The sequence below is a fragment of the Georgenia sp. Z1344 genome, assembly GCF_049856295.1.
Taxonomy (GTDB): Bacteria; Actinomycetota; Actinomycetes; order Actinomycetales; family Actinomycetaceae; genus JB111.
Genome location: NZ_JBNDMZ010000004.1, coordinates 66421 through 89961 on the forward strand (window position 1 = coordinate 66421; position 23541 = coordinate 89961).

Consider the following 23541-nt stretch of genomic DNA (forward strand, 5'->3'; position numbering starts at 1 on the left):
CACAATGGCGGGGTGACGAATTCCGTGGCCGCCCCCGTCGGCGCCGAGACCCCCGCCGCGCCCGCCCTCCTGACGGCCTATTCCGGACGGACGCCGGACCGTCTGCCGATCTGGTTCATGCGCCAGGCCGGCCGGTCGCTGCCCGAGTACAAGGAGGTCCGCGCGGGCACCGAGATGCTCGACGCCTGCCTCACCCCGGACCTCGCCGCGGAGATCACGTGCCAGCCGGTGCGGCGCCACGGCGTGGATGCGGCGATCCTCTTCTCGGACATCGTCGTCCCGCTGCGGCTCGCGGGGGTCGAGGTCGAGATCGTCCCCGGCACCGGCCCGGTCATCGCCGAACCGGTCCGCACGCGGGCTGACGTCGCGCGCCTCACCGCCCACGAGCCCGGTGACCACGCCCCGATCGCCGCCGCGGTCCGCGCCGTCACCGAGGAGCTCGGCACCGGCGAGCGCCCCGGCGACACCCCGCTCATCGGCTTCGGCGGCGCGCCGTTCACCCTCGCCGCCTACCTGGTCGAGGGCCGCCCGTCGCGCGACCACCTCGCGGCGCGCGCGCTCATGCACGCGGACCCGAAGGCGTGGGACGAGCTCCTCACCTGGACCGCGGACCTCACCGGGGCTTTCCTCGCCGCGCAGGTCGACGCCGGGGTCCGCGCCGTCCAGCTCTTCGACTCCTGGGCCGGCTCGCTGTCCGTCGACGACTACACCGAGCGGGCCGCCCCGTACTCCGCCCGTGCGCTCGACCACGTCGCCGGCCGGGTCCCGCGCGTCTCGTTCGGCACCGGCACGTCCGAGCTGCTCACCGTCATGGCCGGGCACGCGGAGGTCGTCGGGGTCGACCACCGCATCCGCCTCGACGTGGCGAACGACCGCCTCGGCGGCCGCGTCCCGCTCCAGGGCAACATCGACCCCGCACTGCTCACCGCACCGTGGGAGGTCCTCGAGCGCCACGTCCGCGCCGTCGTCGAGGCCGGCCGAGCCGCGCCCGCGCACGTCGTCAACCTCGGCCACGGCGTCCCGCCGACCACCGACCCGGGCGTCCTCACGCGCGTCGTCGAGCTCGTCCACTCCCTGTGACCGGAGCCGGCCCGTCCTGGGACGTCGCCGTCGTCGGGGCGGGCATCGCGGGCCTGACGATCGCACACGACGTCGCCCGGTCCGGCCGGTCGGTCCTCCTCGTCGAGGCGTCGGGCCGGGTCGGGGGGCTCGTCTCGCCGCTCGCCCTCGACCTCACCACCCCGTCCGACGGCGAACCCCCCGCCGACCCGGACCCGCTCGACGGCGGGACGCGCGGTGGTCCGGTCGTCCTCGACGGCGGCGCAGAGGCCATGGGCACGCGCCGGCCGGCGGCGATCGAGCTGGCCGAGGACCTGGGACTCACGATCGAACGACCCGCGGCCGGCTCGTGGGTGCAGCCGGCAGCCGGCCCCGCGCGGCCCGTGCCCCCGCGGTCGCTGCTCGGGATCCCCTCGGACCTCACCCACCCGCTCGTCGTCGGCATCCTCGGCGAGCGCCGGGCGCGGCTGGCGGCGGAGGCGGACGCCGCGCACCGGGTCGGGGCCCTGCCCGGTCCGGCCTCCCTCGCCGACCTCGTGCGGGACGCGCTGGGGGAGGACGTCCTCGAGCTCCTCGTCCGCCCGATCGCCGGCGCCCTGCACGCCGCCGACCCGGCGCAGCTCTCGATCGACGTCGTGGCACCCGGCCTGCGCGCGGCCCTGGCCTCGCACGGGACGCTGACCGGCGCCGTCGGGTCGCTGGTCGACGAGGGTCCCGCCGTCGCCACCGTCCGTGGCGGGATGCACCTGCTCCCCGCCGCGCTCGCCCGCGCGGCCGGGGCAGCCGGCGCCGAGATCCGCACGGCGGTCCGCGCCGAGCGCCTCGCACGGGACGGCGACGCCTGGCTCGTCGGGATCCCGGAGGGCGCCGCGGACGCCGGCGCGACCGGCGGCAGCGACCGGACCACCCTGCGCGTGCGGGAGGTGGTGCTCGCCGTGCCCGGGCCGGAGGCCCTGCGGCTCGCCCGTCCCGAGCTCCCCGCAGCGCAGGGGATCCGGCTCGCGCCCGGCGCACCGGTGGAGCACCGCACCCTCGTCCTCGACGCGTCGGAGCTCGACGGGGCGCCGCGCGGGTCGGGCGTCATCGTCGGGGAGGGGGCGGCGCCGGGCGGACGCCCCGTGCGGGCGAAGGCGCTCACCCACTCGAGCGCGAAGTGGCCGTGGGTGGCGGCGGCGCTCGGCGGCCGGCACGCCGTGCGGCTCTCCTACGGGCGACCGGGCGAGGAGCCGTTCGTGCCGGGCGTCGACGAGGCCCTCGCCGACGCCGCCGCCCTGCTGGGCGTCGACCTCGATCCCGGTCGGCTGCTCGCCTCGGCACCGATCTCCCACGGCGGTGCCCTCGCGCCGCAGACCCCGGACACCCGCGAGGCCGTCGCGGACCTCGCGGCGACGGCGGCGGAGCGCGACCTCCACCTCGCCGGGGCCTGGGTCGCCGGGACGGGCCTCCCGGCGGTCGTCGCCCACGCCCGACGGCTGGCCTCGCGTCTCGTCTGAGCCGCGTCGCACCACGCGCGACCCGCGCCACGCACGAGCCCCGTCACGCGCGGCCCACGCCGCACCGCACCGCACTGCGCCGCACCGCACCCCGCGCTGTTGCGCACATCATGTGACCTACCTCCGTTACGCAACGACGGAACATGCGCTTCCCCACAAACGACATGACGACTTGTCGTCATATTCGACAAATGGTAGTGACGCGTTGTCAGGTCGATTTCACAGATGTCCGATTCATGCATTTGTGTCATGCCTCGCTTGCATATTCGAATCGTTCTCGACGGCGGTCGGTGCGAGAATGTCGGCATGACCTCCGCCACCACCGGCCACCTCTGGCGCCTGGGCACGCGTGGCTCCGACCTCGCCCGCACGCAGTCCCGTCAGGTCGCCGACGCGCTGACGGCCGCGGGCGCCGGCGAGCTCGATCTCGTCGTCGTGCGCACCGAGGGTGACGTCTCCACCGCCCCGCTGTCCTCCCTCGGCGGCACGGGCGTCTTCGCCGGCGCCCTGAGGGCGGCGCTCCTCGACGGCGAGGTCGACGTGGTCGTCCACTCCCTCAAGGACCTGCCGACCGCCCCGCACCCCGGACTGACGATCGCCGCCGTCCCTCCGCGCGAGGACCCCCGGGACGCCCTGTGCGCGCGCGACGGCCACACCCTCGCCACGCTGCCCCCGGGAGCCCGCGTCGGCACCGGGTCGCCGCGCCGGGCCGCCCTCCTCCTCATCACCCGCCCGGACCTGACGATCGTCGACATCCGCGGCAACGTGCCCACCCGCCTCGCCCGCACTGAGAACGACCTCGACGCGGTGGTGCTCGCGCTGTCCGGGCTCCGGCGGCTCGGCCTCGAGGACCGGGCGACGGACATCCTCGGCCCCCCGACATTCCTCCCGGCGCCCGGGCAGGGGGCCCTCGCCGTCGAGACCCGGGACGACGTCGACTCCGAGCTGCCCGGACTGGCCGCCGCCCTGCGGGCCGTCCACCACGCGCCCTCGGCCGCGGCAGTCGTCGCCGAGCGCACCCTGCTCGGCCGGCTCGAGGCCGGGTGCGCCGCGCCCGTCGGCGCTCTCGCCACGCTCGACGGCGACCGGCTCGCCCTCGACGCCCTCGTCTCCCGCCCCGACGGCGCGCTCCACCTGCGGCGCTCAGGCGGCCGCTCGCTCGACCCGGCGGACACCGAGCTCGCCGCCGGCCTCGGCCGCGACCTCGCCGACGAGCTCCTCATCGCCGGCGCCGGCGACCTCATGGACACCGCGTGACAGGTCCCGCAGCTGACCCGCCCGGCGCTCCCCGCACCGACCTTCCCGACCACGGGGCACTCGTGGGGCTCCGCGTGCTCGTCCCCCGGATCGGCGACGACCCGATCGCCGAGGCACTCCGGTCGGCGGGCGCCGACGTCGCAGCGGTGCGCGTCACGCGCTCCGAGCCCCTCGACGCCGACCCCACCCTGCTCGACCCCGCCGGTGCCGACTGGGTCCTCGTCACCTCTGCGCGGACTGTGGCGCGGCTCGCGGACGTCCGGCTCGGCGTAGTCGGCGCGGTCGACGCGGTCGACGCGGTCGACACGGTCGACGGTCTCATCGGGGTCGACAGCTTCGGCGGCTCCGACCACGGTCCCGGTGCCGACGACGGTCCGGGCCCCCGCACGTGGCCGACAGCCGTCGCCACCGCGCGCGCGACCGGCACCCGGGTCGGCTCCGTCGGTCCCGCGACGACCGCCGCACTTGCGCGGGTCGGCGTCCCGGTCGACCTCGAGTCGCCGGACGGCACGGCGGCCGCGCTCGTCGGGGCCATCGGTCCCGCGCCGACCCCGTCCGGCTCCGGGCCCGACGCGGTGGTTGCGCCCGACGCACCCGACGCGGCCGACGCGCCGGACGCGTCTCCCGCCCAGCCCCGTGTCCTTCTGCCGGCGAGCGCGCTGGCCGACCCGTCGACCGCCGACCGGCTGCGCGCCGCCGGGTGGGCCGTCGACGCGGTCCCCGTCTACACGACCGTTCCCGCCGATCCCGCCGCGACGACGGCCGCAGCCACCCCGTGGCCGGACGCGGTCGTCGTCACCTCACCGTCCACCCTGCGCGCGCTCGTCGACGCCGCGGGCACGCCTCCCGCCACGACACGCCTCGTCGCGATCGGCCCGACGACGGCCGCGGCGATCGACGCAGCCGGCCTCGTCAACGCCGCGACTGCCCCCTCCCCCACGCCCGACGGGATCGTCGACGCGGTCACGTCCGCGCTCGCGATCCGCGCGACCCCGAACCTCACCGCACCACCACGGAGGACACGATGACCAGCTTCCCGAGCACCCGGCCCCGCCGGCTGCGCACCTCGCCCGCGCTGCGGCGCCTGGTCGCCGAGACCCGCATGGACCCGGCCGACCTCGTCCTGCCCGTGTTCCTGCGCGAGGGCCTGACCGAGCCGCAGCAGATCGGCTCGATGCCGGGCGTCCTCCAGCACACGCCCGACTCCCTCCGACGGGCGGCGGCGGAGGCGGCGGAGGCCGGCGTCGGGGGCGTCATGCTCTTCGGCGTGCCGGCCACCCACGACGCGACCGGCACGGCGGCGACCGACCCGGACGGCATCGCCAACGTCGGGTTGCGGCTCCTGCGCGAGGAGGTCGGGGAGTCGATGGTCGTCGTCTCCGACCTGTGCCTCGACGAGTTCACGGACCACGGGCACTGCGGCGTCCTCGCGTCCGACGGGACGGTCGACAACGACGCCACGCTCGAGCGCTACGCCGAGATGGCCCTCGCGCAGGCCGAGGCCGGCGCCACCCTGCTCGGGCTGTCCGGGATGATGGACGGCCAGGTCCAGGCGGTGCGCGAGGCGCTCGACGACGCCGGGCACCACGCCACCGGCACCCTCGCCTACGCGGCGAAGTACGCCTCCGCGATGTACGGGCCGTTCCGCGAGGCCGTCGACTCGCAGCTGACGGGCGACCGGACGACCTACCAGATGGATCCGGCCAACCGCCGGGAGGGGCTGCGCGAGACGCTGCTCGACGTCGAGGAGGGGGCCGACGTCGTCATGGTCAAGCCGGCCACCCTCTACCTCGACGTGCTGGGCGACGTGGCCGAGGCCGTCGACGTCCCCGTCGCGGCGTACCACGTGTCCGGCGAGATGGCGATGGTCGAGGCGGCCGCCGAGCGCGGCTGGATCGACCGGCGCAGGACGATCCTCGAGACCCTGCTGTCGATCCGGCGCGCGGGCGCGGGGATCGTGGCGACGTACTGGGCGACCGAGGCGGCCGGCTGGCTGCGAGAGAGGTGAACGAGGCGATGACGCAGGTGACAGGTTCGACCAACGACGATCCGTCGACGCCACACGTGCCCGTCGCGGGTACGGGCACGGCTATCGGCTCGACGCCCTCCACGTCGGCCGCCTGGTCCGCCGGCCCCGCGAGCGAGGCCGCTTTCGCGGCGGCGCGCGTGGCGATCCCCGGCGGCGTCGACTCCCCCGTCCGCGCGTACGGCTCGGTGGGCGGGACGCCCCGCTTCCTCGCCTCGGCGCGCGGCGCGTACGTCACCGACGTCGACGGACGCGAGTACGTCGACCTCGTCGCGTCGTGGGGCCCGGCACTGCTCGGCCACGCGCACCCGGAGGTGGTCGAGGCCGTGCGGGAGGCGGCGTCGTCGGGACTCTCCTTCGGCGCGCCGACCGTCGCCGAGACCGAGCTCGCCGAGGCCGTGACCGGGCGGGTCGCGCCCGCCGAGCGCGTCCGGTTCGTCAGCTCCGGCACCGAGGCCACGATGACCGCCGTCCGACTCGCCCGCGGCGTCACCGGCCGGCCGCTGATCGTCAAGGTGGCCGGGCACTACCACGGGCACTCCGACTCCCTCCTCGTCGACGCCGGCTCCGGTGTGGCCACGCTCGGCATCCCCGGAACGCCCGGCGTGCCGGACGAGATCGCCGCCCGCACGGTGGTCGTCCCCTACAACGACCTCGCTGCGGCGGAGGCGGTGTTCGCCGAGCACGGCGAACGCATCGCAGCCGTCATCGTCGAGGGCGCGGCGGCGAACATGGGCGTCGTCGCCCCAGGGCCCGGGTACAACCGCGCGCTGCGGGAGCTCACCACCCGCCACGGCGTACTACTCATCCTCGACGAGGTGCTCACCGGCTTCCGCGTGGGCCCCGCCGGCTGGTGGGGGCTCGAGGGTGCGAGCGAGGGATGGGCGCCGGACCTGCTCACCTTCGGAAAGGTCCTCGGCGGCGGGATGCCGCTGGCGGCGCTCGGCGGGCCGGCCGCGATCATGGACGAGCTCGCACCGAGCGGCCCCGTCTACCAGGCGGGCACGCTGTCCGGGAACCCGCTCGCCACCGCCGCGGGCCTGGCCACCTTGCGCCTCGCGGACGCCGACGTCTACGCCGCGGTCGACGCCGCCGCCGAGACGGTCGCGCGCGCGGCGGGCGAGGCGCTCGATGCCGCCGGACTGCCCCACCTGGTCAGCCGTGCCGGCAACCTCTTCTCCGTGTTCCTCGGGGAGGACGCGGCGGGCGGCGTGCGGGACTACGCGGGCGCCAAGGCCTCCGAGACGTGGCGGTACCCGGCCTTCTTCCGCTCGATGGCCGCCTCCGGCGTCCTCCTGCCGCCGAGCGCGTTCGAGGCGTGGTTCCTCACCGCCGCCCACGACGACGACGCCCTCGCCCGGATCCTCGACGCCCTGCCCGCCGCGGCCCGCGCGGCGGCGGACGCCGACCCCCCGGCCTGACGCACGGACCCGACCACCCGCCTCACGGCAGCGACCCGCTCGCGCCCAGCCCCTTCTCCGAGGCGGCCGTCCGCACCGCGTCGATGACGAGCTCGAGGGAGGGGCGGCGCGTCGTCGTCGTGCGGTAGGCGATCGACACGGTGCGCATGACGGGCTCGGTCAGCGGCACGATGTCGACGCCGTCCGGGACCTGGAAGGTCGCGAGGTCCGACACCAGAGTGACACCAAGCCCGCCCGCGACCATGGCCAACGCCGTTGCCTGCTCCTCCACCTCGTGCCGGGCCGCGGGCTCGAAGCCGCTGCGGTGGCAGGCGATGCGCACCGCGCTGCCGAAGTGCGAGCGACGGCCGGCGAGGATCCACGGCTGGTCGGCCAGCGCGGCGAGCGCCACCGTCGGGGCGGTGAACGTCCCCGCCGGCACCGCGGCCTGGAGCCGCTCGACCGCCACCGGGACCACCGTGAGCCCCGGGTCGCGCGCCATCGGGTAGTCCGAGTAGTCGATGACGAACGAGAGGTCGAGCGAGCCGTCGCTCACCGCGCCGGCCGTGTCCTCCGGGACGAGCTCGACCGAACGCACCTCGATCCCCGGGTGGGCCGCGGCGAGGGCCGCGAGCGCCGACGGCAGCAGCCCCGCGGCCACCGACGCCCACACGCCGACCGTCAGCCGCGCCGTCACGCCGCCCTGGGCGCTCTCGAGAGCGGTCGTCGCGCGCTCGACCGCGTCGAGGATGTCGTCGGCGTGGTCGGTGAGCAGGAGGCCCAGCTCGGTCAGCTGGACGCGCCGCCCGTGCCGCTCGACGAGCGTGGCCCCCACCTCCCGCTCGAGCTGCGCGAGCTGCTGCGAGACCCCGGACGCGCTGTAGTGCAGGGCATCGGCGACCGCCGTGACCGTGCCGCGTCGGCGCAGCTCACGGAGCATCCGCAGTCGTCGCAGAGAGACCTCCACGCTCGCCAGCGTAGGGCGCCCACCCCGAGACGTGCCCGACGACGAACATCTCCGTCACCCGCGCGTTCGTCCACAGGTGCCCGTGCCGGTCCGCGGAACCCCGCCGGCGCACAGATGCCCCGCACAGTCCCACGGCACCGCCCCTGAGCCGGGGAGGTGAACATGCAGGAAACCTGCACGCCACCGTGCACGAACCGTTGATGGACGCCCGATCCGCCCCGGACTCACTCTGGGCGGACATCCACGAACGGAAGTGAGGAGGCGGACCGCGATGACCACCATCGACGACCCCCGGCAGGGAACCCCGATCTCGGCCCGGCACGGCGGCGCACTGCCCAGCCCGCTCGGCGCACAGCACGGCGTCTCCGACGCGCTTCCCGGCACCCCGCTCGCGCCTGCGCCGCCCCGGCCCCACGAGCCCTACCAGAAGCTGACCTGGGTGGACCCGGTGACCGGCGTCCACGGCTACCTCGTCGTGGACACCCTCCTGTCCGGGCTCGCCACGGGCGGCACCCGGATGCGCGCCGGCTGCACGATGCGCGAGGTCGGGGACCTGGCCCGCGGCATGTCACTCAAGACGTCGACGTTCGGGATCCCCGTCGGCGGCGCGAAGGGCGGCATCGACCTCGACCCGAAGGACCCGCGCGCCGAGGGCGTTCTCGAGCGCTTCTACGACGCGATGCGGCCCTGGCTCGACTCGCACTGGGTCACGGCCGACGACCTCGGCGTGGACCAGCACCGGCTCGACGCCGTGTTCGACCGCCTCGGCCTCATCCACTCCTACGGCGCCGCGATCCGCCGCGCGGCCGACCCTGCGGCGACCTACCGCCGCGTCCGCGCGGCCATCGACGCCCCGGTCTCCGAGGGCCTGCACCTCGGCGACATGATCGGCGGCTACGGCGTGGCGCAGGCCTGCCTCGCGGCCGTCCGCGCGCTCGGCCCGGGGCCGGGCGGGACCACGACGGTGGCCGTCCAGGGCGTCGGCACGATGGGCGGCGGCACGGCCTGGTACCTGCACGAGGCCGGCGCGCACGTCGTGGCGCTGGCCGACGCCGCCGGGACGCTCTACCACCCCGGCGGCCTCGACGTCCCGGCGCTGCTCGCGCTCCGCGACGCCTACGGCGAGATCGACCGCACCCGCGTGCCGGACGACGTCGAGCAGCTCCCGCGCGACGCCGTGCTCCGCATGCACGTCGACGTCCTCGTGCCGGCGGCCGTCTCCTACGCGATCGGGACGCACAACGCGGACGAGGTCAACGCCCGCGTCGTCGTCGAGGCCGCGAACGCCGCCGTGGTGCCCGAGGCGGAGCCGATGCTCGCCGCCCGCCACGTGCCGGTCGTTCCGGACTTCGTGGCCAACGCCGGCGCGGCCACCTGCGCGTGGTGGCTGCTGCTCGGGATGGTCGGGCCGGACCCCGCCGACTCGCTCAGGCGGCTGCGCCGCGAGATGCGCACCCTCGTGGGCACCCTGCTCGAGCAGTCGCGCCGCACCGGGGCCACGCCCCGCGAGGTCGCCCTGGTGATCGCCGAGGAGCACCGGATCGCGGTCGGCGACTCGGCGCAGGTCGTCATCCCGTAGCCCGCGGTCCGCACGCCACGACGACGAAGGCCGGTCGAGCCGGCTCCGCCGCTCCGGCCCCACGTGAGGCCGCCGCGGCGGGGCCGGCTCGTCGTCGTGCCCGCGGCCCGCGCCCCCGCCCCTCGCGAGGGCGCGGCGCGGCGCGGCGCCCTACCGCGTGACGGGTATGCCGGTGTACTTGGTCTCGAGGAACTCGTCGATCCCGACGAGCCCGCCCTCGCGGCCGAGCCCGGACTCCTTGATCCCGCCGAACGGCGCCGCGGGGTTGGAGACCACGCCCTGGTTGATACCCACCATCCCCGCCTCGAGGGCGTCGCTCACCCGCAGCCCCCGGTCGAGGTCGCGCGTGTAGGCGTAGGAGACGAGGCCGAAGGGCGTGTCGTTGGCGAGCGCCACCGCCTCCGCCTCGGTGTCGAACTCGGTGATCGCGGCGACCGGGCCGAAGATCTCGGTGCTCCCCATCTCGGCGTCGGCCGGCACGCCCGTGAGCACGGTCGCGGGGTAGAAGTAGCCGTCGCGCCCGTCGACCTCGCCGCCGGTGCGCACGGTGGCGCCGCGGCGCACGGCGTCGTCGACCAGTGTGCCGACCTTGTCGACGGCCCGCTGGTCCACGAGCGGCCCGACGACGACCCCCTCGTCCACGCCCCGCCCCATCGGCAGCGCCCCCATCCGCTCGGCGAGCCGCCGCGAGAACTCCTCGGCGACCGAGCGGTGGACGTAGAACCGGTTGGCCGCGGTGCAGGCCTGGCCGATGTTGCGCATCTTGGCGGCCATCGCCCCCTCGACGGCGGCGTCGAGGTCCGCGTCCTCGAACACGAGGAACGGCGCGTTGCCGCCGAGCTCCATCGACGTGCGCATGACGGTCTGCGCGGCGAGGCCGAGCAGGTGCTTGCCCACCGGGGTCGACCCGGTGAACGAGAGCTTGCGCGAGCGGGGGTCGAGGATGAGCGGCGTCATCACGTCGTCGGAGGCACTCGTGGTGACGACGTTGACGACGCCGGCGGGCAGCCCGGCCTCCGCGAGGATCTCGACGAGCGCGAGCGTGGACAGCGGCGTCTGCGCGGCCGGCTTGATGATGCTCGTGCACCCGGCGGCGATCGCGGGGGCGATCTTGCGGGTGCCCATGGCCATGGGGAAGTTCCACGGGGTGATGAGGATGCTCGGCCCCACCGGCTGGCGACTGACGAGGAACCGCGCCTGCCCGTTGGGCGAGGTCATGTACCCGCCATCGATGCGGACGGCCTCCTCGGCGAACCAGCGCAGGAACTCCGCCGCGTAGGCGATCTCGCCGCGGGCCTCGGGAAGCGGCTTGCCCATCTCGAGGGTCATCACCAGGGCGAGCCGGTCGGTCTGCTCGATCAGCAGGGCGTAGGCGCGGGAGAGGATCTCGCTGCGCTCACGGGGCGGCGTGGCGGCCCAGGCGGCCTGCGCGTCGGCGGCGGCGTCGAGGGCGGCCATCGCCTCCTCCGGACTCGCGTCTGCCACCTCGCAGAGCACCTTCCCGGTGGAGGGGTCGTCGACCGGCATCGTGCGGGCGGCGTCGCGCCACTTGCCTCCGATGAACAGTCCGGTGGGGACGGACGCGATGGCCGCGGCCTCGTCGTGGGTGGTCACTGGTGCCTCCCGTGCTCCTGGGTGGATGGTGCGGACGACCGGGCGAGCGAGCCGCGCATGCCGGCCCGACGACGAACGGCGTGCCGCCCGGTGCGCCACCCGCGATCGGGCACCGCGCCAGCCGGCGCGCCCCTCGAGTCTGCTCCCGCGCGCTCCTTGCCGTCGACCCAGCATAGAAGTATTGTCGACAATCCGACAATGATTCGACGGAGGTCCTCCATGACGACGCTGTCACCGCACCTGCGCCAGGCGACCCCGGTCGTCGTCGACCACGGCCGCGGGAGCGAGCTGTTCGACTCCGACGGCCGCCGCTACCTCGACTTCACCGCCGGCATCGGCGTGACGAGCACGGGGCACTGCCACCCGCGCGTCGTCGCCGCGGCGCAGGAGCAGGTGGGCTCGCTCATCCACGGCCAGTACACGACCGTCATGCACCGCCCCCTGCTCGAGCTGACCGAGCGGCTCGGCGAGGTCCTGCCCGAGGGCCTCGACTCCCTGTTCTTCGCCAACTCCGGCAGCGAGGCCGTCGAGGCCTCGCTCCGCCTCGCGCGGCAGGCCACGGGGCGGCCGAACGTCGTCGTGTTCCACGGGGGCTTCCACGGGCGGACGGTCGCGGCGGCGTCGATGACGACCTCGGGCACCCGGTTCTCCGCCGGCTTCAGCCCGCTCATGGCCGGCGTGCACATCGCCCCGTTCCCCACCGCCTACCGGTGGGGGTGGACCGAGGAGGAGGCGACCGACTTCGCGCTGCGGGAGCTCGACTACCTGTTCGCGACCGTCACGTCGCCCCGCGAGACGGCGGCGTTCGTCGTCGAGCCCGTGCTCGGCGAGGGCGGGTACATCCCCGGGAACACGCGATTCTTCCAGGGGCTGCGCGAGCGGGCGGACGAGCACGGCATCCTCCTCGTGCTCGACGAGATCCAGACCGGCTTCGGCCGCACGGGCCGGTTCTTCGGGCACGAGCACTTCGACGTGCGCCCGGACGTCATGACGATCGCCAAGGGCCTCGCCTCCGGCTTCCCGCTCTCGGGCATCGCGGCGTCGACCGAGCTGATGTCGAAGGCGTGGCCGGGCTCGCAGGGCGGCACCTACGGCGGGAACGCGGTGGCGTGCGCGGCGGCGGTCGCCACCCTCGACGTCATCCAGGACGAGGGACTCGTGGCCAACGCCGCCGAGCGCGGGACGCAGCTGCTGGACGGCGTGCGCGCGGCCGCGACGGACGCGGTCGGGGACGTGCGCGGGCTCGGCCTGCTCGTCGGCTCGGAGTTCGTCACGGCCGACGGCGGGCCCGACACCGCGAAGGCGGCCGCCGCGCAGAAGCTGGCCGCGACCAAGGGGCTGCTCATGCTCACCTGCGGCGCCCACATGAACGTCGTCCGGATGATCCCGCCGCTCGTCGTCACCGAGGCACAGGTGGACGAGGCGCTCGGCATCTGGGCCGAGGTCCTCGCGGAGGTCTGACACCGTGGTCCGGCACGTCACCATCACGCTCGAGTCGCGCGGGGTCGCGTGCCGGGCACGGCTCCTCGACGACGACGCACCCGCCACGTGCGCCGCCGTGTGGGACGCGCTGCCGCTGTCCGGCGACGCCTTCCACGCCAAGTTCGCGCGCAACGAGGTCTACGCGCTGCTGCCGCGGATCGCCGCCGCCCCGCGCCGCGAGAACCCGACCGTCACCCCGATCCCGGGCGACGTGTGCCTGTTCGACTTCGAACCCTGGGAGATCGGCAACCCCGCCTACGGGTACGAGCCGGGATCGGCCGCCCACGCCGAGCTCGGCGCCACCGACCTCGCGCTCTTCTACGACCGCAACAACCTGCTGCTCAACGGCGACGTCGGGTGGGTGCCGGGCAACGTCTTCGCCACCGTCGTCGAGGGGCTGGCGGAGATGGCGGCGGCGTGCAACGACCTGTGGCGGCACGGGTTCGCCGGCGAGCGCCTCTCGTTCGCGCGGGCGTAGGCGCCGGGTCGACCAGACAGCCCTACCGTCCGAGCACCCGCTCGACGAACCGGCCCGCGGCGAGCACGAGGTCGTCGGAGTGGCGCGGCCCCACGATCTGCAGGCCCACGGGCAGCCCGGCCGCGGTCTCGCCGACGGGCACGCTCAGCGCCGGCTGCCCGGTCATGTTGAACGGGTAGGTGAACGGGGTCCACTGCGGCCAGCTGCTCAGCCCGCTGCCCGGCGGCACGTCGTGGCCGGCCTCGAACGCGGCGATCGGCATCGTCGGGGTGAGCAGCAGGTTGTGCGTCTCGTGGAACTCGCCCATGGCGATGCCGACGGCGGCGGCGACACCCCGCGCCTGGAGGAGCTGGACGGCGCTGAGGGTCTCGCCGTGGTCCCACACCTTCCCGAGCCCGGGGTCGACCGTCTCGCGGGCGCCGGGCATCGTCCGCAGGAGGGTCGCGGCGCCGGCGGCCCACAGGTCCTCGAAGGCGTCGATCGGGTCGGGGAACCCGGGGTCGGCGGCGGTCACGTGCAGGCCGGCGCGGCCGAGCGCCGCCACGGCCTCGTCGACGACCCGCGCGACCTCGGGGTCCACGTCGGCGAAGCCCAGGTCGCGCGAGTACGCCACGTGCAGGCCGGCCACGTCGCGGTCGAGCTCGCCGCGGAAGGTCCGCACGGGCGGGGCGAGGGAGGTGGGGTCCCGATGGTCGGGCAGCGAGAGGATATCCATGAGCAGCGCCGTGTCCTCGACCGTGCGCGTGATCGGCCCGGCGTGCGCGAGGGGCGCGAACGGGCTGGCCGGGTACATCGGCACCCGCCCGTGGGTGGGCTTGAGGGCCACGACGCCGCAGAACGAGGCGGGGATGCGGACCGATCCGCCGCCGTCCGTCCCGAGCGAGCAGGGCCCCATGCCGGCGGCGACCGCGGCGGCCGCACCGCCCGAGGAGCCGCCCGCCGTCGTGCGGGGGTCCACGGGGTTGCGCGTGATGCCGCGCAGGGGGCTGTCCGTCACGGCCTTCCACGCGATCTCGGGCGAGGTCGTCTGGCCCACGAGCACCATGCCGTCGGCCCTGACCCGCTTGACGGCGGGTGCATCGACGGTCCACTCCCGGTCCGGGTCCACCGCGCTTGAGCCGCGCAGGGTGGGCCAGCCGGCGGTGAGGAAGATGTCCTTGATCGAGACGGGCACGCCGTCGAGCAGGCCCTGGGTGTGCCCGGAGCGCCAGCGCTCCTCGGAGGCGGCGGCCTGCTCGAGGGCGGCGTCGGCGTCGACGAGGCTGAAGGCGTTCAGCTCGCCGTCACGCTCCTCGATCCGGGCGAGCACGGCCCGCGTGGCCTCGACCGGCGAGAGCTCGCCCGACCCGTAGGCCGTCACGAGCTCCGCCGCCGTCATCTCGGTGGGTTCCACGTCAGCTCCCCTCGCCGGGCACGTACCCCCGGGACTTGTCGACCACGCCCGGCAGCGGCTCGCCCGCCGTCCACCGGAGGAAGTTGTCCGCGAACAGGTGGGTGAGCGCGTCGCGCCAGCCGCGGAAGTCCCCGCTGTTGTGCGGGGTGATGATCGCGCCGGGCAGGTCCCACAGGGGGTGCCCGGCGGGCAGGGGCTCGGGGTCGACGACGTCGAGCGCGGCCCCGGCGATCGTCCCCTCCCGCAGGGCGGTCACCAGGTCGTCGGTGCGGACGAGCTCGCCGCGCCCCACGTTGACGAGCCGGGCGGTCGGCTTCATCGAGGACAACGCCGCGGCGTCGATCATCCCGCGGGTGGCCGGGGTCAGGGGTGCGGCGAGGACGACCCAGTCGGCGGCGGCGAGGGCGGCGGGCAGCCCGTCGGCGTCGGTGACGTCCCCGAGGTCGGGATCGCCGGTGCGCGCGCGGCGGCCGGAGCCGGAGACCTCGACGCCGGCGGCGCGCAGGAGTCGCGCGATCGACCGGCCGATGGGCCCGGTGCCGATGACCAGGGCGCGGCTGCCGGCGACCATGTCGCTCTCGCGGTGCTCCCAGGTGTGGGCGTCCTGGCGGCGCACCGAGCCGGGGAGGTCCTTGGCGAAGGCGAGGACCTGGCCGAGGACGTACTCGGCGATCGACGCGTCGAAGATGCCGCGGGAGTTGGTGACGACCACGTCGCTCGCCGCCACCTCGGGCGTGAGCAGGGCGTCCACCCCGGCGGCGGCCACGTGCAGCCACCGCAGCGACCCGGCCGCGTGCCACACCTCGGGCATGACGCGGCTGAGGAAGTGGTAGGCGTACATCACCTCGGCGCCGTCGAGGGCGGCGGCCAGGCCGGCCTCGTCGGCCATGCGCACCTCGGCGCGCTCGAGGACCGGGGCGAGGGCGTCCTGCGACGGCGGATCGCCGTCGTGCAGGACGGCGACGACGGGGCGGGTGGGCACGTTGACAACCTAGGAACGCCACCTATTGTTGTCAACAATCTGACGATCTGCGTCGGTGCGAGAGCGAGGCACGATGGCGGAGCTGCCCGACATCGAGGGTCCGCTCGCCCAGCGCGGCATCGGCGTCATCGCGCCGTTCGACCTCGCCCTCGAGCGCGAGCTGTGGCGGTGGGTGCCGCTCGAGGTCAGCCTCCACCTGGCCCGCACGCCCTACGAGCCGGTCCCCGTCAGCCTCGAGATGGCCGAGCTCGTGTCCGAGGAGCGGCACCTGCGCGCGGCCACCCGGGACGTCCTCGGCGTCGAGCCGGAGGTCGTCGCCTACCTGTGCATGTCCGGCAGCTTCATCCACGGGCTCGCCCACGAGGCCCGGCTGCGCGCGGCCGTCCTCGAGGCCGGGGCGCCCGACGCCGTCACCACCTCCGGCGCGCTCGCCACCGCCGTCCGCGCGCTCGACCTCCGCCGGGTCTCGGTCCTCACCCCGTACGACGCCGCGCTCACCGACCGGCTGCACGACTTCCTCGGCGAGCTGGGCGTCGCGGTGGTGCGCTCCGACCACCTGGGGCTCGGCGGCGGCATCTGGAAGGTCAACTACCGCACGGTCGCCGAGCGGATCACGGGGGCGGACCACGACGACGCGGACGCCGTCGTCGTGGCCTGCACCAACCTGCCGACCTACGACATCGTCGACCCGCTCGAGGAGCGACTCGGCAAGCCCGTGCTCACGGCGAACCAGCTGACGATGTGGGCGTGCCTGGGCCGGATGGGCCTGCAGATGACGGGGCCGGGCCGGTGGCTGCGCGGCGTGTTCGACGACGGAGCCGCGGGTGAGGCGGCAGGCGGTGGCACGGCGGCGTACCGCGGCGCTGCGGCAGACGGCGAGGTCCCGGCATGAGCGCCCCATCGACGCCACACGGGTCACCGACCGTCGGGATCATCTACCCGGGCCACGCCGCCGAGGACGAGTACCCGCGCGCGGCGGAGCTGCTCGGCGCCTCGTTCCCCGTGGCCCACGTCCACGGCACCGACCTCCACGCGGTCCCCGAGCTGCTCGACCTCGGCCGCCCCGACCTCCTCGCCACCGGCGCCGCCGCGCTCGCCCCGCGCCGGCCCGGCTCGGTGATGTGGGCGTGCACGTCGGGGAGCTTCGTGCGCGGGAGGGCCGGCGCCCAGCGGCAGGTCGACGAGCTGGCCACCGCCACGGGGGTTCCGACGTCGAGCACGTCTCTCGCCTTCGTCGCCGCCCTGCGGGACCTGGGGATCCGGCGGGTGGCGGTGGCGGCCACCTATCCGGCCGACGTCGCTGACCTGTTCACCACCTACCTGCGCGACGCGGGGATCGAGGTCGTCGCGGCCGCGCACGCCGGGATCGCCACCGCCGCCGAGGTGGGCACGCTCGCGGCCGACGCGGTCGAGGACCTCGCCGCCGCCCACGACCACCCGGGGGCCGAGGCGCTCCTCGTCCCCGACACCGCGATGCGGACCCTGGAGGTCCTCCCGCGGCTCGAGTCCCGCCTGGGCAAGCCGGTGCTCACGGCCAACCAGGTGACAATCTGGCTGGGGCTGCGCCTGGCCGGCCACCCGGGCACCGGCCCGTCGCTCGGTGCCCTGCTCGACGAACGGAGGCCCCGTGCCGCTGACTGACCTGCGCCCGTCCCGACCGCCGTCCACGGTCGACTACCTCGCCGAGGAGCTGCGCGCCGCGATCATGCGCGGCGAGCTCGCGCCCGGCGAGCAGCTCGGCGAGGCGGAGCTCGCCACGCGGTTCGAGGTCTCGCGCGGCCCGGTCCGCGAGGCCCTCCAGCGGCTCGTGTCCGAGGGAATCCTTCACGCCGTGCGCAACCGCGGCGTCTTCGTCACCGAGCTCACGCTGGACGACGTCCTCGACGTCTACCGCACCCGGTCGGTCATCGAACGCGGGGCCGTCGAGCTCATCCTCGACGACGAGACACCCGCCGCCTCCGGCCGCGAGGAGACGTACCGGGCACTGGGCCCGAGCGTGGCGGCGATGCGCGCGGCCGCCGAGCGCGGCGACGCCTCCGCGGTGTCCGACGCCGACCAGGAGTTCCACGAGGTCCTCGTCGAGTGCTCCGGGAGTCCACGGCTCATCCGGGCGATGCGCACGCTGCTCGTCGAGACCCGCATGTGCCTCGGCGAGCTCGTCACCACCTACGCCGACCTGCGCACGCAGGCGAGCGAGCACGAGACGCTGCGCGAGGCGATCCGCTCCGGTGACACCGCCCGGACGAAGGCCCTCATGCTCGAGCACATGGCCGACGCGGTCTCCCGGCTCGTGGACAAGCGCGCCCCGGCCTGAGGGAGAATCGCCCCATGACGGCGCGCACCGACCTCTCGACGATCACCCCGCCCATCGCTCTCGGGGCGCTCGACGGGAGGTACCGGTCGGTCGTCGCGCCGCTGGCGGACCACCTGAGCGAGGCCGCGCTCAACCGGGCCCGCCTGCACGTCGAGGTCGAGTGGCTCGTCCACCTGTGCGACACCGGCGCCCTGCCCGGCGCCCCCGCGCTCACCGACGCCGAGCGCGCCTACCTGCGCGGCCTCGTGGACTCCTTCGGCGCCGACGAGATCGCGGAGCACGCCGCCATCGAGGCCGAGACGCGGCACGACGTCAAGGCCGTGGAGTACCTGCTCAAGCGCCGGCTCGACGAGGCGGCCGACGCCCTCGGCGCGGAGACCTCGCTGCCGGGCGCGCACGAGATCGTCCACATCTTCTGCACGTCGGAGGACGTCAACAACCTGTCCTACGCGCTGACGGTTCGCGCCGCGATCGTCGACGTGTGGCTGCCCGCCGCCACCGCGGTGACCGACCAGCTCGCCGAGATGGCGCTGGCCCAGGCCGACGTCCCCATGCTCGCCCGCACGCACGGGCAGACGGCCACGCCGGTGACGCTCGGCAAGGAGCTGGCCGTGACGGTCGCGCGCCTGCGCCGCCAGCTCGACCGGGTCGCCTCCACCGAGTACCGCGGCAAGATCAACGGCGCGACGGGGACCTACGGCGCGCACAGCGTCGCGGTCCCGGGCACCGACTGGCCGGCGGTCGCGGAGCGCTTCGTCACCGGGCTCGGCCTGTCGTTCAACCCGCTGACCACGCAGATCGAGGCGCACGACTGGCAGGCGGAGCTCTACTCCGACGTCGCCCGGTTCAACCGGATCCTGCACAACCTCGCCACCGACGTGTGGACGTACATCTCGCTCGGGTACTTCACGCAGCGCCTGTCCGCGCAGGGCTCGACGGGCTCGTCGACGATGCCGCACAAGGTCAACCCGATCCGGTTCGAGAACGCCGAGGCCAACCTCGAGATCAGCTGCGCCCTGCTCGACACCCTCGCCTCGACGCTCGTCACCTCGCGCCTGCAGCGCGACCTCACGGACTCGACGACGCAGCGCAACATCGGCACGGCGCTCGGCCACTCTCTGCTCGCGATCGACAACGTCCGGCGCGGGCTCGCGGGTCTCGACGTCGACGCCGAGGCGATGGCCCGCGACCTCGACGGCGCGTGGGAGGTCCTCGGCGAGGCGGTCCAACAGGCGATGCGCGCAGCGTCGATCGCCGGTGCGACCGGCATGGAGGACCCCTACGAGCGGCTCAAGGAGCTCACGCGGGGCCGGAAGGTCGACGGCCCCGCGATGCGCAAGTTCATCGGGTCGCTCGGCCTGCCCGCCGACGTCGAGGCGCGCCTCGCGGACCTCACGCCGGCCACGTACACGGGCCTGTCCTCGCAGCTCGCGCGCACGATCGACGCCGAGGGCTGACCGCGGGCCGATCCCCGCGCGGGCACGGCGCCGCCACCTCTGACAAGCGTGCATCTTGATGCATGATCCACATGCAGTCATGATGAGCACATGCGCACCACGCTCACTCTCGACGACGACGTCGCCCGCCTCGTCGACGAGGCCGTGCACCGTGACCGGCGCTCGATGAAGGAGGTCGTCAACGACGCGCTGCGCGCCGCCCTCGCTCCGCCGCCAGTGGCCCGGCCCTACACGGTGGACGTCCACCATTCCGCGATCCGCACCGGCATCGACGCCGGGCGGCTCAACCAGCTCGTCGACGAGATCGACACCGATGACGCACACTCCCCGGAGCCCGCCCGGTGATCGTCCCCGACCTCAACCTGCTGCTCTACGCGCACATCGACGGGTTCGATCGCCACGCCGAGGCGCGGGGCTGGTGGGAGAACGTCCTGTCGGGCGACGACATGGTGGGCATCCCGCCCGTCGTGGCGATGGGGTTCGTCCGCCTCGCGACGTCGTCGCGCCTGACGGAGCGCCCGATGCGCGTCCCGGCGGCGAGCGCGGTCGTCCGGTCGTGGCTCGACCAGCCCCACGTCCGACTCCTCAGCTCGGACCGTCGCCACGTCGAGGAGAGTCTCGACCTGCTCGCCGGGTCCGGCGCGGGCGGGAACCTCACCACCGACGCCCAGATCGCCGCGCACGCGACGCTCGAAGGCGCGACCGTCGCGTCCAACGACGCCGACTTTCATCGTTTTGACGGACTCGCCGTGATCAATCCGCTCGCCGGGTCGAAGCGTTCGGCCGACTGACGGTGCCGCACACGGTTGCACTGACCCGGTTCGAGGACGCCGAGGGCTGACCGCGCTCAGTTCCCCCGAGCGCCCCTCGCGAACTCAGTCCGACTGGCCCTGGCCGGGATGGACGAGCGCGCCCTGCACGTACTCCATGTTCGCGACGAACTCCGGGTCGGCGGCCCGGCGTGCCATCTCGTCCTCGTCGACCTCCTCGATCCGTTCCATCAACCAGTACAGGTTGCCGAACGGGTCACGCACGCGTGCCGCCATATCGCCCCAGAACAGCTGGGTCGGTCGGGTCACCGACAGTGCTCCGGCTGCGAGCGCGCGGTCGTGGACCTGCTCGATGTCGCTCACGTAGAGCCGGAGGAATCCTGGGGTCGGCGGCCAGTCAGGCTGGTCGAACATCAGCACCACCGAGTCACCGATCCGGACCTCCGCGTGGGCGATCCCGCCGTCGTCGGTCGTCGTCCGGCCCAGCTCGGTCGCGTCGAAGGATTCGACGAGGAAGTCGATGAGGCCGGCGGTGTCCTGTCCGATGATCCAGGGCGTGACGGTGTGGTAGCCGTCGGGAACGGTGCTCGGGCGGTTCATGGTGCACTCCTCGTCGTCGGTGAGGTCCTGTGGTCGAGGCGACGGTAGGAGGGGATGCGGACAACGACTGACCTCCGTCGGCCATCTCACGGGCACGCCGCCGCACGCGCACACCCCGCGCGCCATAGGTTGGAGCGGTGACGACCCCAGCCCTCGCCCACGCGACCACCGCGGCGCTCTCGCCCGCCGCGCCGATCGCCGCCTCCGCCGGCGGGACCGACGGTCTGACCGGTATCGCCGGGTGGGCCGTGTCGATGATGGAGAGCCTCGGCGCCTTCGGGGCGGCGCTGCTCGTGGCCATCGAGAATCTGTTCCCGCCGATCCCGTCGGAGATCATCCTCCCGCTCGCCGGGTTCACCGCGTCGCAGGGCAACTCGTTCGGGCTGATCGAGGTCATCATCTGGTGCACCGTCGGCTCGGTGTTCGGCGCCTACGCGCTGTACGGCGTGGGCGCGCTGCTGGGCCGCGAGCGCACACGGGCGATCATGAACTGGCTGCCGCTCGTCGACGTCGAGGACGTGACGAAGACCGAGGACTGGTTCGACAAGCACGGCCACTGGACGGTGCTGTTCGGCCGCTGCCTGCCGATCTTCCGCTCGCTCATCTCGATCCCCGCCGGGATCACCCGGATGCCGCTCCTCATGTTCGGCCTGCTCACCACCATCGGCTCGCTCGTGTGGAACACGGTGCTCATCCTCGCCGGCTACTACCTCGGCGAGAACTGGGACGTGGTCGAGCAGTACACCGGCTGGCTGCAGTACGCGGTCATCGCGGTCGTCGTCATCCTGCTCGTGTGGTTCGTCGTCAGCCACGTCCGCAAGCGCCGGGCGCGCGGGGCCGCGGGCGAGGGCACGGTCGACGGACAGGGAGCCACCGACACCCCTGACCCCGCGCCGTGACCACGCCCGAGGTCGTCCCCGTCACGAGGTCCGACGTCGAACGGCTCGGCGCGGTCATCGCCACCGCCTTCGACGACGATCCCCTCTTCACCTGGGCCGTCCCGGACCGGGAGCGGCGGAACCGTCGCCTGCCCGCGTGGGCCGCGGCCAGCGTGCGGACCGGGCTCGCGCACGGCGTGGCGGACACCGCCGGCGGCGGCTCGATCGCGCTCTGGTACGCGCCGGGGCGGACGCCGCGGATGGTCGACCAGCTGCGTGGCGGCGCCCTCGGCGCGCTTCTCCGGCTCCGTCCGGGCGACGTGCGCCGGCTCGCGTCCGCCGAGCGCCAGGCCGAGACCGCGCACCGGCGGCACGACCCGGGATCGGCCGCCTGGTACCTCGCGTTCCTCGCGGTGGCGCCGGAGGACCAGGGCAAGGGCTACGCCGGCGCGCTGCTGCGCCACGGTCTTGCTCGCGCGGACCGCACGGGTGCGCCGGTCTGGCTCGAGACGAACACGGCGCGCAACGTGGCGATGTACGAGCGCTTCGGCTTCGAGGTCGTGGCGCACGAGCCCGCCGGCGCGCTCCCGGAGTTCTGGGGACTGCTCCGCCAGGGCCGCGGCGCCGAGGAACCGCTCCACGACGACTGATCCCTCGCCGCCGCGGGCAGCACTCGTCACCGAACTCGATACCACCGGCCGGGCGCCACGGACGCCGGTCTCTCGCCGCGCCTCCGAACCCCTGCTCAGACGAACGAGGACCGCAGCGCGCCCCCGGGCGGCCCCCCGGCCGAGGCGCCGCCACCGACGGGAGCGAGGTTGTCCCCGTTCTCCGGCCCGGACATGTGGTCGATGCGGCGCAGGATCGCGCCCTCGCGCAGGGCCCACGGGCACACCTCGACCCGGTCGACGCCGAGGTGCCGCATCGCCGACTCCGCCACGACGGCCCCGGCCACGATCTGGTGCGTGCGCTCGGGCGTGATCCCGGGCAGCTCCATCCGCTGCTCGGCGGGGATGCGGGCGAGCCTCGGCACCCAGTCCTGGAGGTCGCGCAGGGCCATCCGGCGCCGCTCCTCGGGCCCGATCACCGCCTGCGAGTGCCCGGCGAGCCGCGCGAGCGAGCGGAACGTCTTCGAGGTGACGACCACGTGGTCGGGGGCGGGCAGCTCGGCGAGGTCCGCCGCGACCGGCGCAAGCAGCTTGTCCACGCGCCGCTGGAGGGTGGTCATCTGGTTCTTCTCCGGCGGGTCCGTCTTGAGGAAGTGCCGGGTGAGCCGGCCCGCGCCGAGCGGCAGCGAGACCCGGTACTCGGGCGACTCGTCGATGCCGAGCGCGACCTCGAGGGAGCCGCCGCCGATGTCGAGCACGAGCAGCCGCCCCGACGCCCAGCCGTGCCACCGCCGCGCCGCGAGGAACGTCAGTTCCGCCTCCTGGTCGCCGCTGAGCACCCGCAGCGGCACGCCGGCCGCCTTCTCGAGCTTGGCCAGCACCTCGGGACCGTTGCGCGCCTCGCGGATGGCGGAGGTCGCCATGCCGACGAGCTCCTCGCACCCGAACTTCTCGGCGGCCTTCCGGGCCCGCTTGACGGCCTTCTTCAGCGCCTTGACGCCGTCGTCGTCGATCGTGCCGTCGTCGGTGAGGTACTGCATGAGCCGCACCGTCGACCGGTCCGACGACTCCGGGTCGGGCCGCGCGTCGCGCACGGCGTCGAGCACCACGAGGTGCACGGTGTTGGATCCGACGTCGAGGACTCCCAGGCGCATCCCGACACGGTAGTCCCCACCGCCGCGCCG

General features: G+C 74.7%; 23 protein-coding genes. 17 read left to right on the forward strand and 6 right to left on the reverse strand.

Features of this window, described 5'->3' with window-relative positions:
* Positions 1-12: 12 nt before the first annotated feature.
* The 6 genes from hemE to hemL all read left to right on the forward strand — a co-directional run bounded on the left by hemE (position 13) and on the right by hemL (position 7256).
* A complete protein-coding gene (gene hemE / locus ACPYO6_RS05275) occupies positions 13-1080 on the forward strand; it encodes a uroporphyrinogen decarboxylase (protein WP_425713847.1) in 1068 nt (355 codons plus the stop codon).
* The gene (locus ACPYO6_RS05280) at positions 1077-2552 is read left to right on the forward strand and encodes a protoporphyrinogen/coproporphyrinogen oxidase (protein WP_425713848.1); all 1476 of its coding nucleotides are present in this window, start codon (positions 1077-1079) and stop codon (positions 2550-2552) included. The genes hemE and ACPYO6_RS05280 overlap by 4 nt, the downstream gene beginning before the upstream one ends.
* Positions 2553-2858: 306 nt before the next feature.
* A complete protein-coding gene (gene hemC / locus ACPYO6_RS05285) occupies positions 2859-3809 on the forward strand; it encodes a hydroxymethylbilane synthase (RefSeq protein ID WP_425713849.1) in 951 nt (316 codons plus the stop codon).
* Positions 3806-4837, forward strand: coding sequence for a uroporphyrinogen-III synthase (locus ACPYO6_RS05290; protein WP_425713850.1), 1032 nt, complete (start codon positions 3806-3808; stop codon positions 4835-4837). The genes hemC and ACPYO6_RS05290 overlap by 4 nt, the downstream gene beginning before the upstream one ends.
* Positions 4834-5817, forward strand: coding sequence for a porphobilinogen synthase (gene hemB, locus ACPYO6_RS05295; RefSeq protein WP_425713851.1), 984 nt, complete (start codon positions 4834-4836; stop codon positions 5815-5817). The genes ACPYO6_RS05290 and hemB overlap by 4 nt, the downstream gene beginning before the upstream one ends.
* An 8-nt stretch (positions 5818-5825) precedes the next feature.
* Complete coding sequence (gene hemL / locus ACPYO6_RS05300) at positions 5826-7256, forward strand: glutamate-1-semialdehyde 2,1-aminomutase (RefSeq protein WP_425713852.1); 1431 nt, start codon at positions 5826-5828, stop codon at positions 7254-7256.
* A gap of 22 nt (positions 7257-7278) precedes the next feature.
* On the opposite strand, the gene ACPYO6_RS05305 is transcribed toward hemL, so the two are convergent.
* The gene (locus ACPYO6_RS05305) at positions 7279-8202 is read right to left on the reverse strand and encodes a LysR family transcriptional regulator (RefSeq protein WP_425713853.1); all 924 of its coding nucleotides are present in this window, start codon (positions 8200-8202) and stop codon (positions 7279-7281) included.
* 271 nt (positions 8203-8473) lie between these two features.
* Here ACPYO6_RS05305 and ACPYO6_RS05310 point away from each other — a divergent pair, with 271 nt between their 5' ends.
* Entirely contained in the window at positions 8474-9781 is a 1308-nt protein-coding gene (locus tag ACPYO6_RS05310) for a Glu/Leu/Phe/Val dehydrogenase dimerization domain-containing protein (RefSeq protein WP_425713854.1), read from the forward strand.
* 150 nt (positions 9782-9931) lie between these two features.
* Here ACPYO6_RS05310 and ACPYO6_RS05315 read toward each other — a convergent pair whose 3' ends face one another.
* Positions 9932-11395, reverse strand: coding sequence for an NAD-dependent succinate-semialdehyde dehydrogenase (locus ACPYO6_RS05315; RefSeq protein WP_425713855.1), 1464 nt, complete (start codon positions 11393-11395; stop codon positions 9932-9934).
* 219 nt (positions 11396-11614) lie between these two features.
* Between ACPYO6_RS05315 and ACPYO6_RS05320 the strand changes: the two genes are divergently transcribed.
* Positions 11615-12856, forward strand: a complete 1242-nt coding sequence (locus ACPYO6_RS05320; RefSeq protein WP_425713856.1) for an aspartate aminotransferase family protein — start codon at positions 11615-11617, stop codon at positions 12854-12856.
* A gap of 4 nt (positions 12857-12860) precedes the next feature.
* A complete protein-coding gene (locus tag ACPYO6_RS05325) occupies positions 12861-13355 on the forward strand; it encodes a DUF3830 family protein (RefSeq protein WP_425713857.1) in 495 nt (164 codons plus the stop codon).
* Between the two features lie 22 nt (positions 13356-13377).
* Here the strand turns inward: ACPYO6_RS05325 and ACPYO6_RS05330 are convergent, their stop codons facing one another.
* Both ACPYO6_RS05330 and ACPYO6_RS05335 read right to left on the reverse strand, forming a co-directional pair.
* Complete coding sequence (locus ACPYO6_RS05330) at positions 13378-14748, reverse strand: amidase (protein ID WP_425713858.1); 1371 nt, start codon at positions 14746-14748, stop codon at positions 13378-13380.
* A 1-nt stretch (position 14749) separates the two neighbouring features.
* Positions 14750-15730 (reverse strand): D-2-hydroxyacid dehydrogenase, encoded by a 981-nt coding sequence (locus ACPYO6_RS05335; protein ID WP_425713859.1) that lies wholly within the window; start codon positions 15728-15730, stop codon positions 14750-14752.
* Positions 15731-15803: 73 nt separating this feature from the next.
* Between ACPYO6_RS05335 and ACPYO6_RS05340 the strand changes: the two genes are divergently transcribed.
* The 6 genes from ACPYO6_RS05340 to ACPYO6_RS05365 all read left to right on the forward strand — a co-directional run bounded on the left by ACPYO6_RS05340 (position 15804) and on the right by ACPYO6_RS05365 (position 20292).
* Positions 15804-16622 (forward strand): maleate cis-trans isomerase family protein, encoded by an 819-nt coding sequence (locus tag ACPYO6_RS05340; protein WP_425713860.1) that lies wholly within the window; start codon positions 15804-15806, stop codon positions 16620-16622.
* Positions 16619-17371 carry a maleate cis-trans isomerase family protein gene (locus ACPYO6_RS05345; protein WP_425713861.1) on the forward strand — a complete coding sequence of 251 codons (753 nt, stop codon included), beginning with the start codon at positions 16619-16621 and terminating at the stop codon, positions 17369-17371. Before ACPYO6_RS05340 ends, ACPYO6_RS05345 begins: the two co-directional genes overlap by 4 nt.
* The gene (locus ACPYO6_RS05350; protein ID WP_425713862.1) at positions 17358-18044 is read left to right on the forward strand and encodes a GntR family transcriptional regulator; all 687 of its coding nucleotides are present in this window, start codon (positions 17358-17360) and stop codon (positions 18042-18044) included. The genes ACPYO6_RS05345 and ACPYO6_RS05350 overlap by 14 nt, the downstream gene beginning before the upstream one ends.
* 14 nt (positions 18045-18058) lie before the next feature.
* The gene (purB, locus tag ACPYO6_RS05355; protein ID WP_425713863.1) at positions 18059-19501 is read left to right on the forward strand and encodes an adenylosuccinate lyase; all 1443 of its coding nucleotides are present in this window, start codon (positions 18059-18061) and stop codon (positions 19499-19501) included.
* A 90-nt stretch (positions 19502-19591) separates the two neighbouring features.
* Positions 19592-19846, forward strand: coding sequence for a CopG family transcriptional regulator (locus ACPYO6_RS05360; protein ID WP_425713864.1), 255 nt, complete (start codon positions 19592-19594; stop codon positions 19844-19846).
* The gene (locus ACPYO6_RS05365) at positions 19843-20292 is read left to right on the forward strand and encodes a TA system VapC family ribonuclease toxin (protein WP_425713865.1); all 450 of its coding nucleotides are present in this window, start codon (positions 19843-19845) and stop codon (positions 20290-20292) included. Before ACPYO6_RS05360 ends, ACPYO6_RS05365 begins: the two co-directional genes overlap by 4 nt.
* Before the next feature lie 84 nt (positions 20293-20376).
* On the opposite strand, the gene ACPYO6_RS05370 is transcribed toward ACPYO6_RS05365, so the two are convergent.
* Complete coding sequence (locus tag ACPYO6_RS05370; protein WP_425713866.1) at positions 20377-20871, reverse strand: VOC family protein; 495 nt, start codon at positions 20869-20871, stop codon at positions 20377-20379.
* Between the two features lie 137 nt (positions 20872-21008).
* Here ACPYO6_RS05370 and ACPYO6_RS05375 point away from each other — a divergent pair, with 137 nt between their 5' ends.
* Entirely contained in the window at positions 21009-21770 is a 762-nt protein-coding gene (locus ACPYO6_RS05375) for a DedA family protein (protein ID WP_425713867.1), read from the forward strand.
* Positions 21767-22399 (forward strand): GNAT family N-acetyltransferase, encoded by a 633-nt coding sequence (locus tag ACPYO6_RS05380; protein WP_425713868.1) that lies wholly within the window; start codon positions 21767-21769, stop codon positions 22397-22399. The genes ACPYO6_RS05375 and ACPYO6_RS05380 overlap by 4 nt, the downstream gene beginning before the upstream one ends.
* 95 nt (positions 22400-22494) lie before the next feature.
* Here ACPYO6_RS05380 and ACPYO6_RS05385 read toward each other — a convergent pair whose 3' ends face one another.
* Positions 22495-23511, reverse strand: a complete 1017-nt coding sequence (locus tag ACPYO6_RS05385; protein WP_425713869.1) for a Ppx/GppA family phosphatase — start codon at positions 23509-23511, stop codon at positions 22495-22497.
* Between the last annotated feature and the right edge of the window lie 30 nt (positions 23512-23541).

Bases quoted from the DNA above. Each gene is read 5' to 3' on its own strand.
- ACPYO6_RS05345 (WP_425713861.1), top strand. From the start codon at position 16,619: ATGAGCGCCCCATCGACGCCACACGGGTCACCGACCGTCGGGATCATC.
- hemL (WP_425713852.1), top strand. From the start codon at position 5,826: ATGACGCAGGTGACAGGTTCGACCAACGACGATCCGTCGACGCCACAC.
- ACPYO6_RS05310 (WP_425713854.1), top strand. From the start codon at position 8,474: ATGACCACCATCGACGACCCCCGGCAGGGAACCCCGATCTCGGCCCGG.
- hemB (WP_425713851.1), top strand. From the start codon at position 4,834: ATGACCAGCTTCCCGAGCACCCGGCCCCGCCGGCTGCGCACCTCGCCC.
- purB (WP_425713863.1), top strand. From the start codon at position 18,059: ATGACGGCGCGCACCGACCTCTCGACGATCACCCCGCCCATCGCTCTC.
- hemC (WP_425713849.1), top strand. From the start codon at position 2,859: ATGACCTCCGCCACCACCGGCCACCTCTGGCGCCTGGGCACGCGTGGC.
- ACPYO6_RS05320 (WP_425713856.1), top strand. From the start codon at position 11,615: ATGACGACGCTGTCACCGCACCTGCGCCAGGCGACCCCGGTCGTCGTC.
- ACPYO6_RS05360 (WP_425713864.1), top strand. From the start codon at position 19,592: ATGCGCACCACGCTCACTCTCGACGACGACGTCGCCCGCCTCGTCGAC.
- ACPYO6_RS05385 (WP_425713869.1), bottom strand. From the start codon at position 23,511: ATGCGCCTGGGAGTCCTCGACGTCGGATCCAACACCGTGCACCTCGTG.
- ACPYO6_RS05340 (WP_425713860.1), top strand. From the start codon at position 15,804: ATGGCGGAGCTGCCCGACATCGAGGGTCCGCTCGCCCAGCGCGGCATC.
- ACPYO6_RS05370 (WP_425713866.1), bottom strand. From the start codon at position 20,871: ATGAACCGCCCGAGCACCGTTCCCGACGGCTACCACACCGTCACGCCC.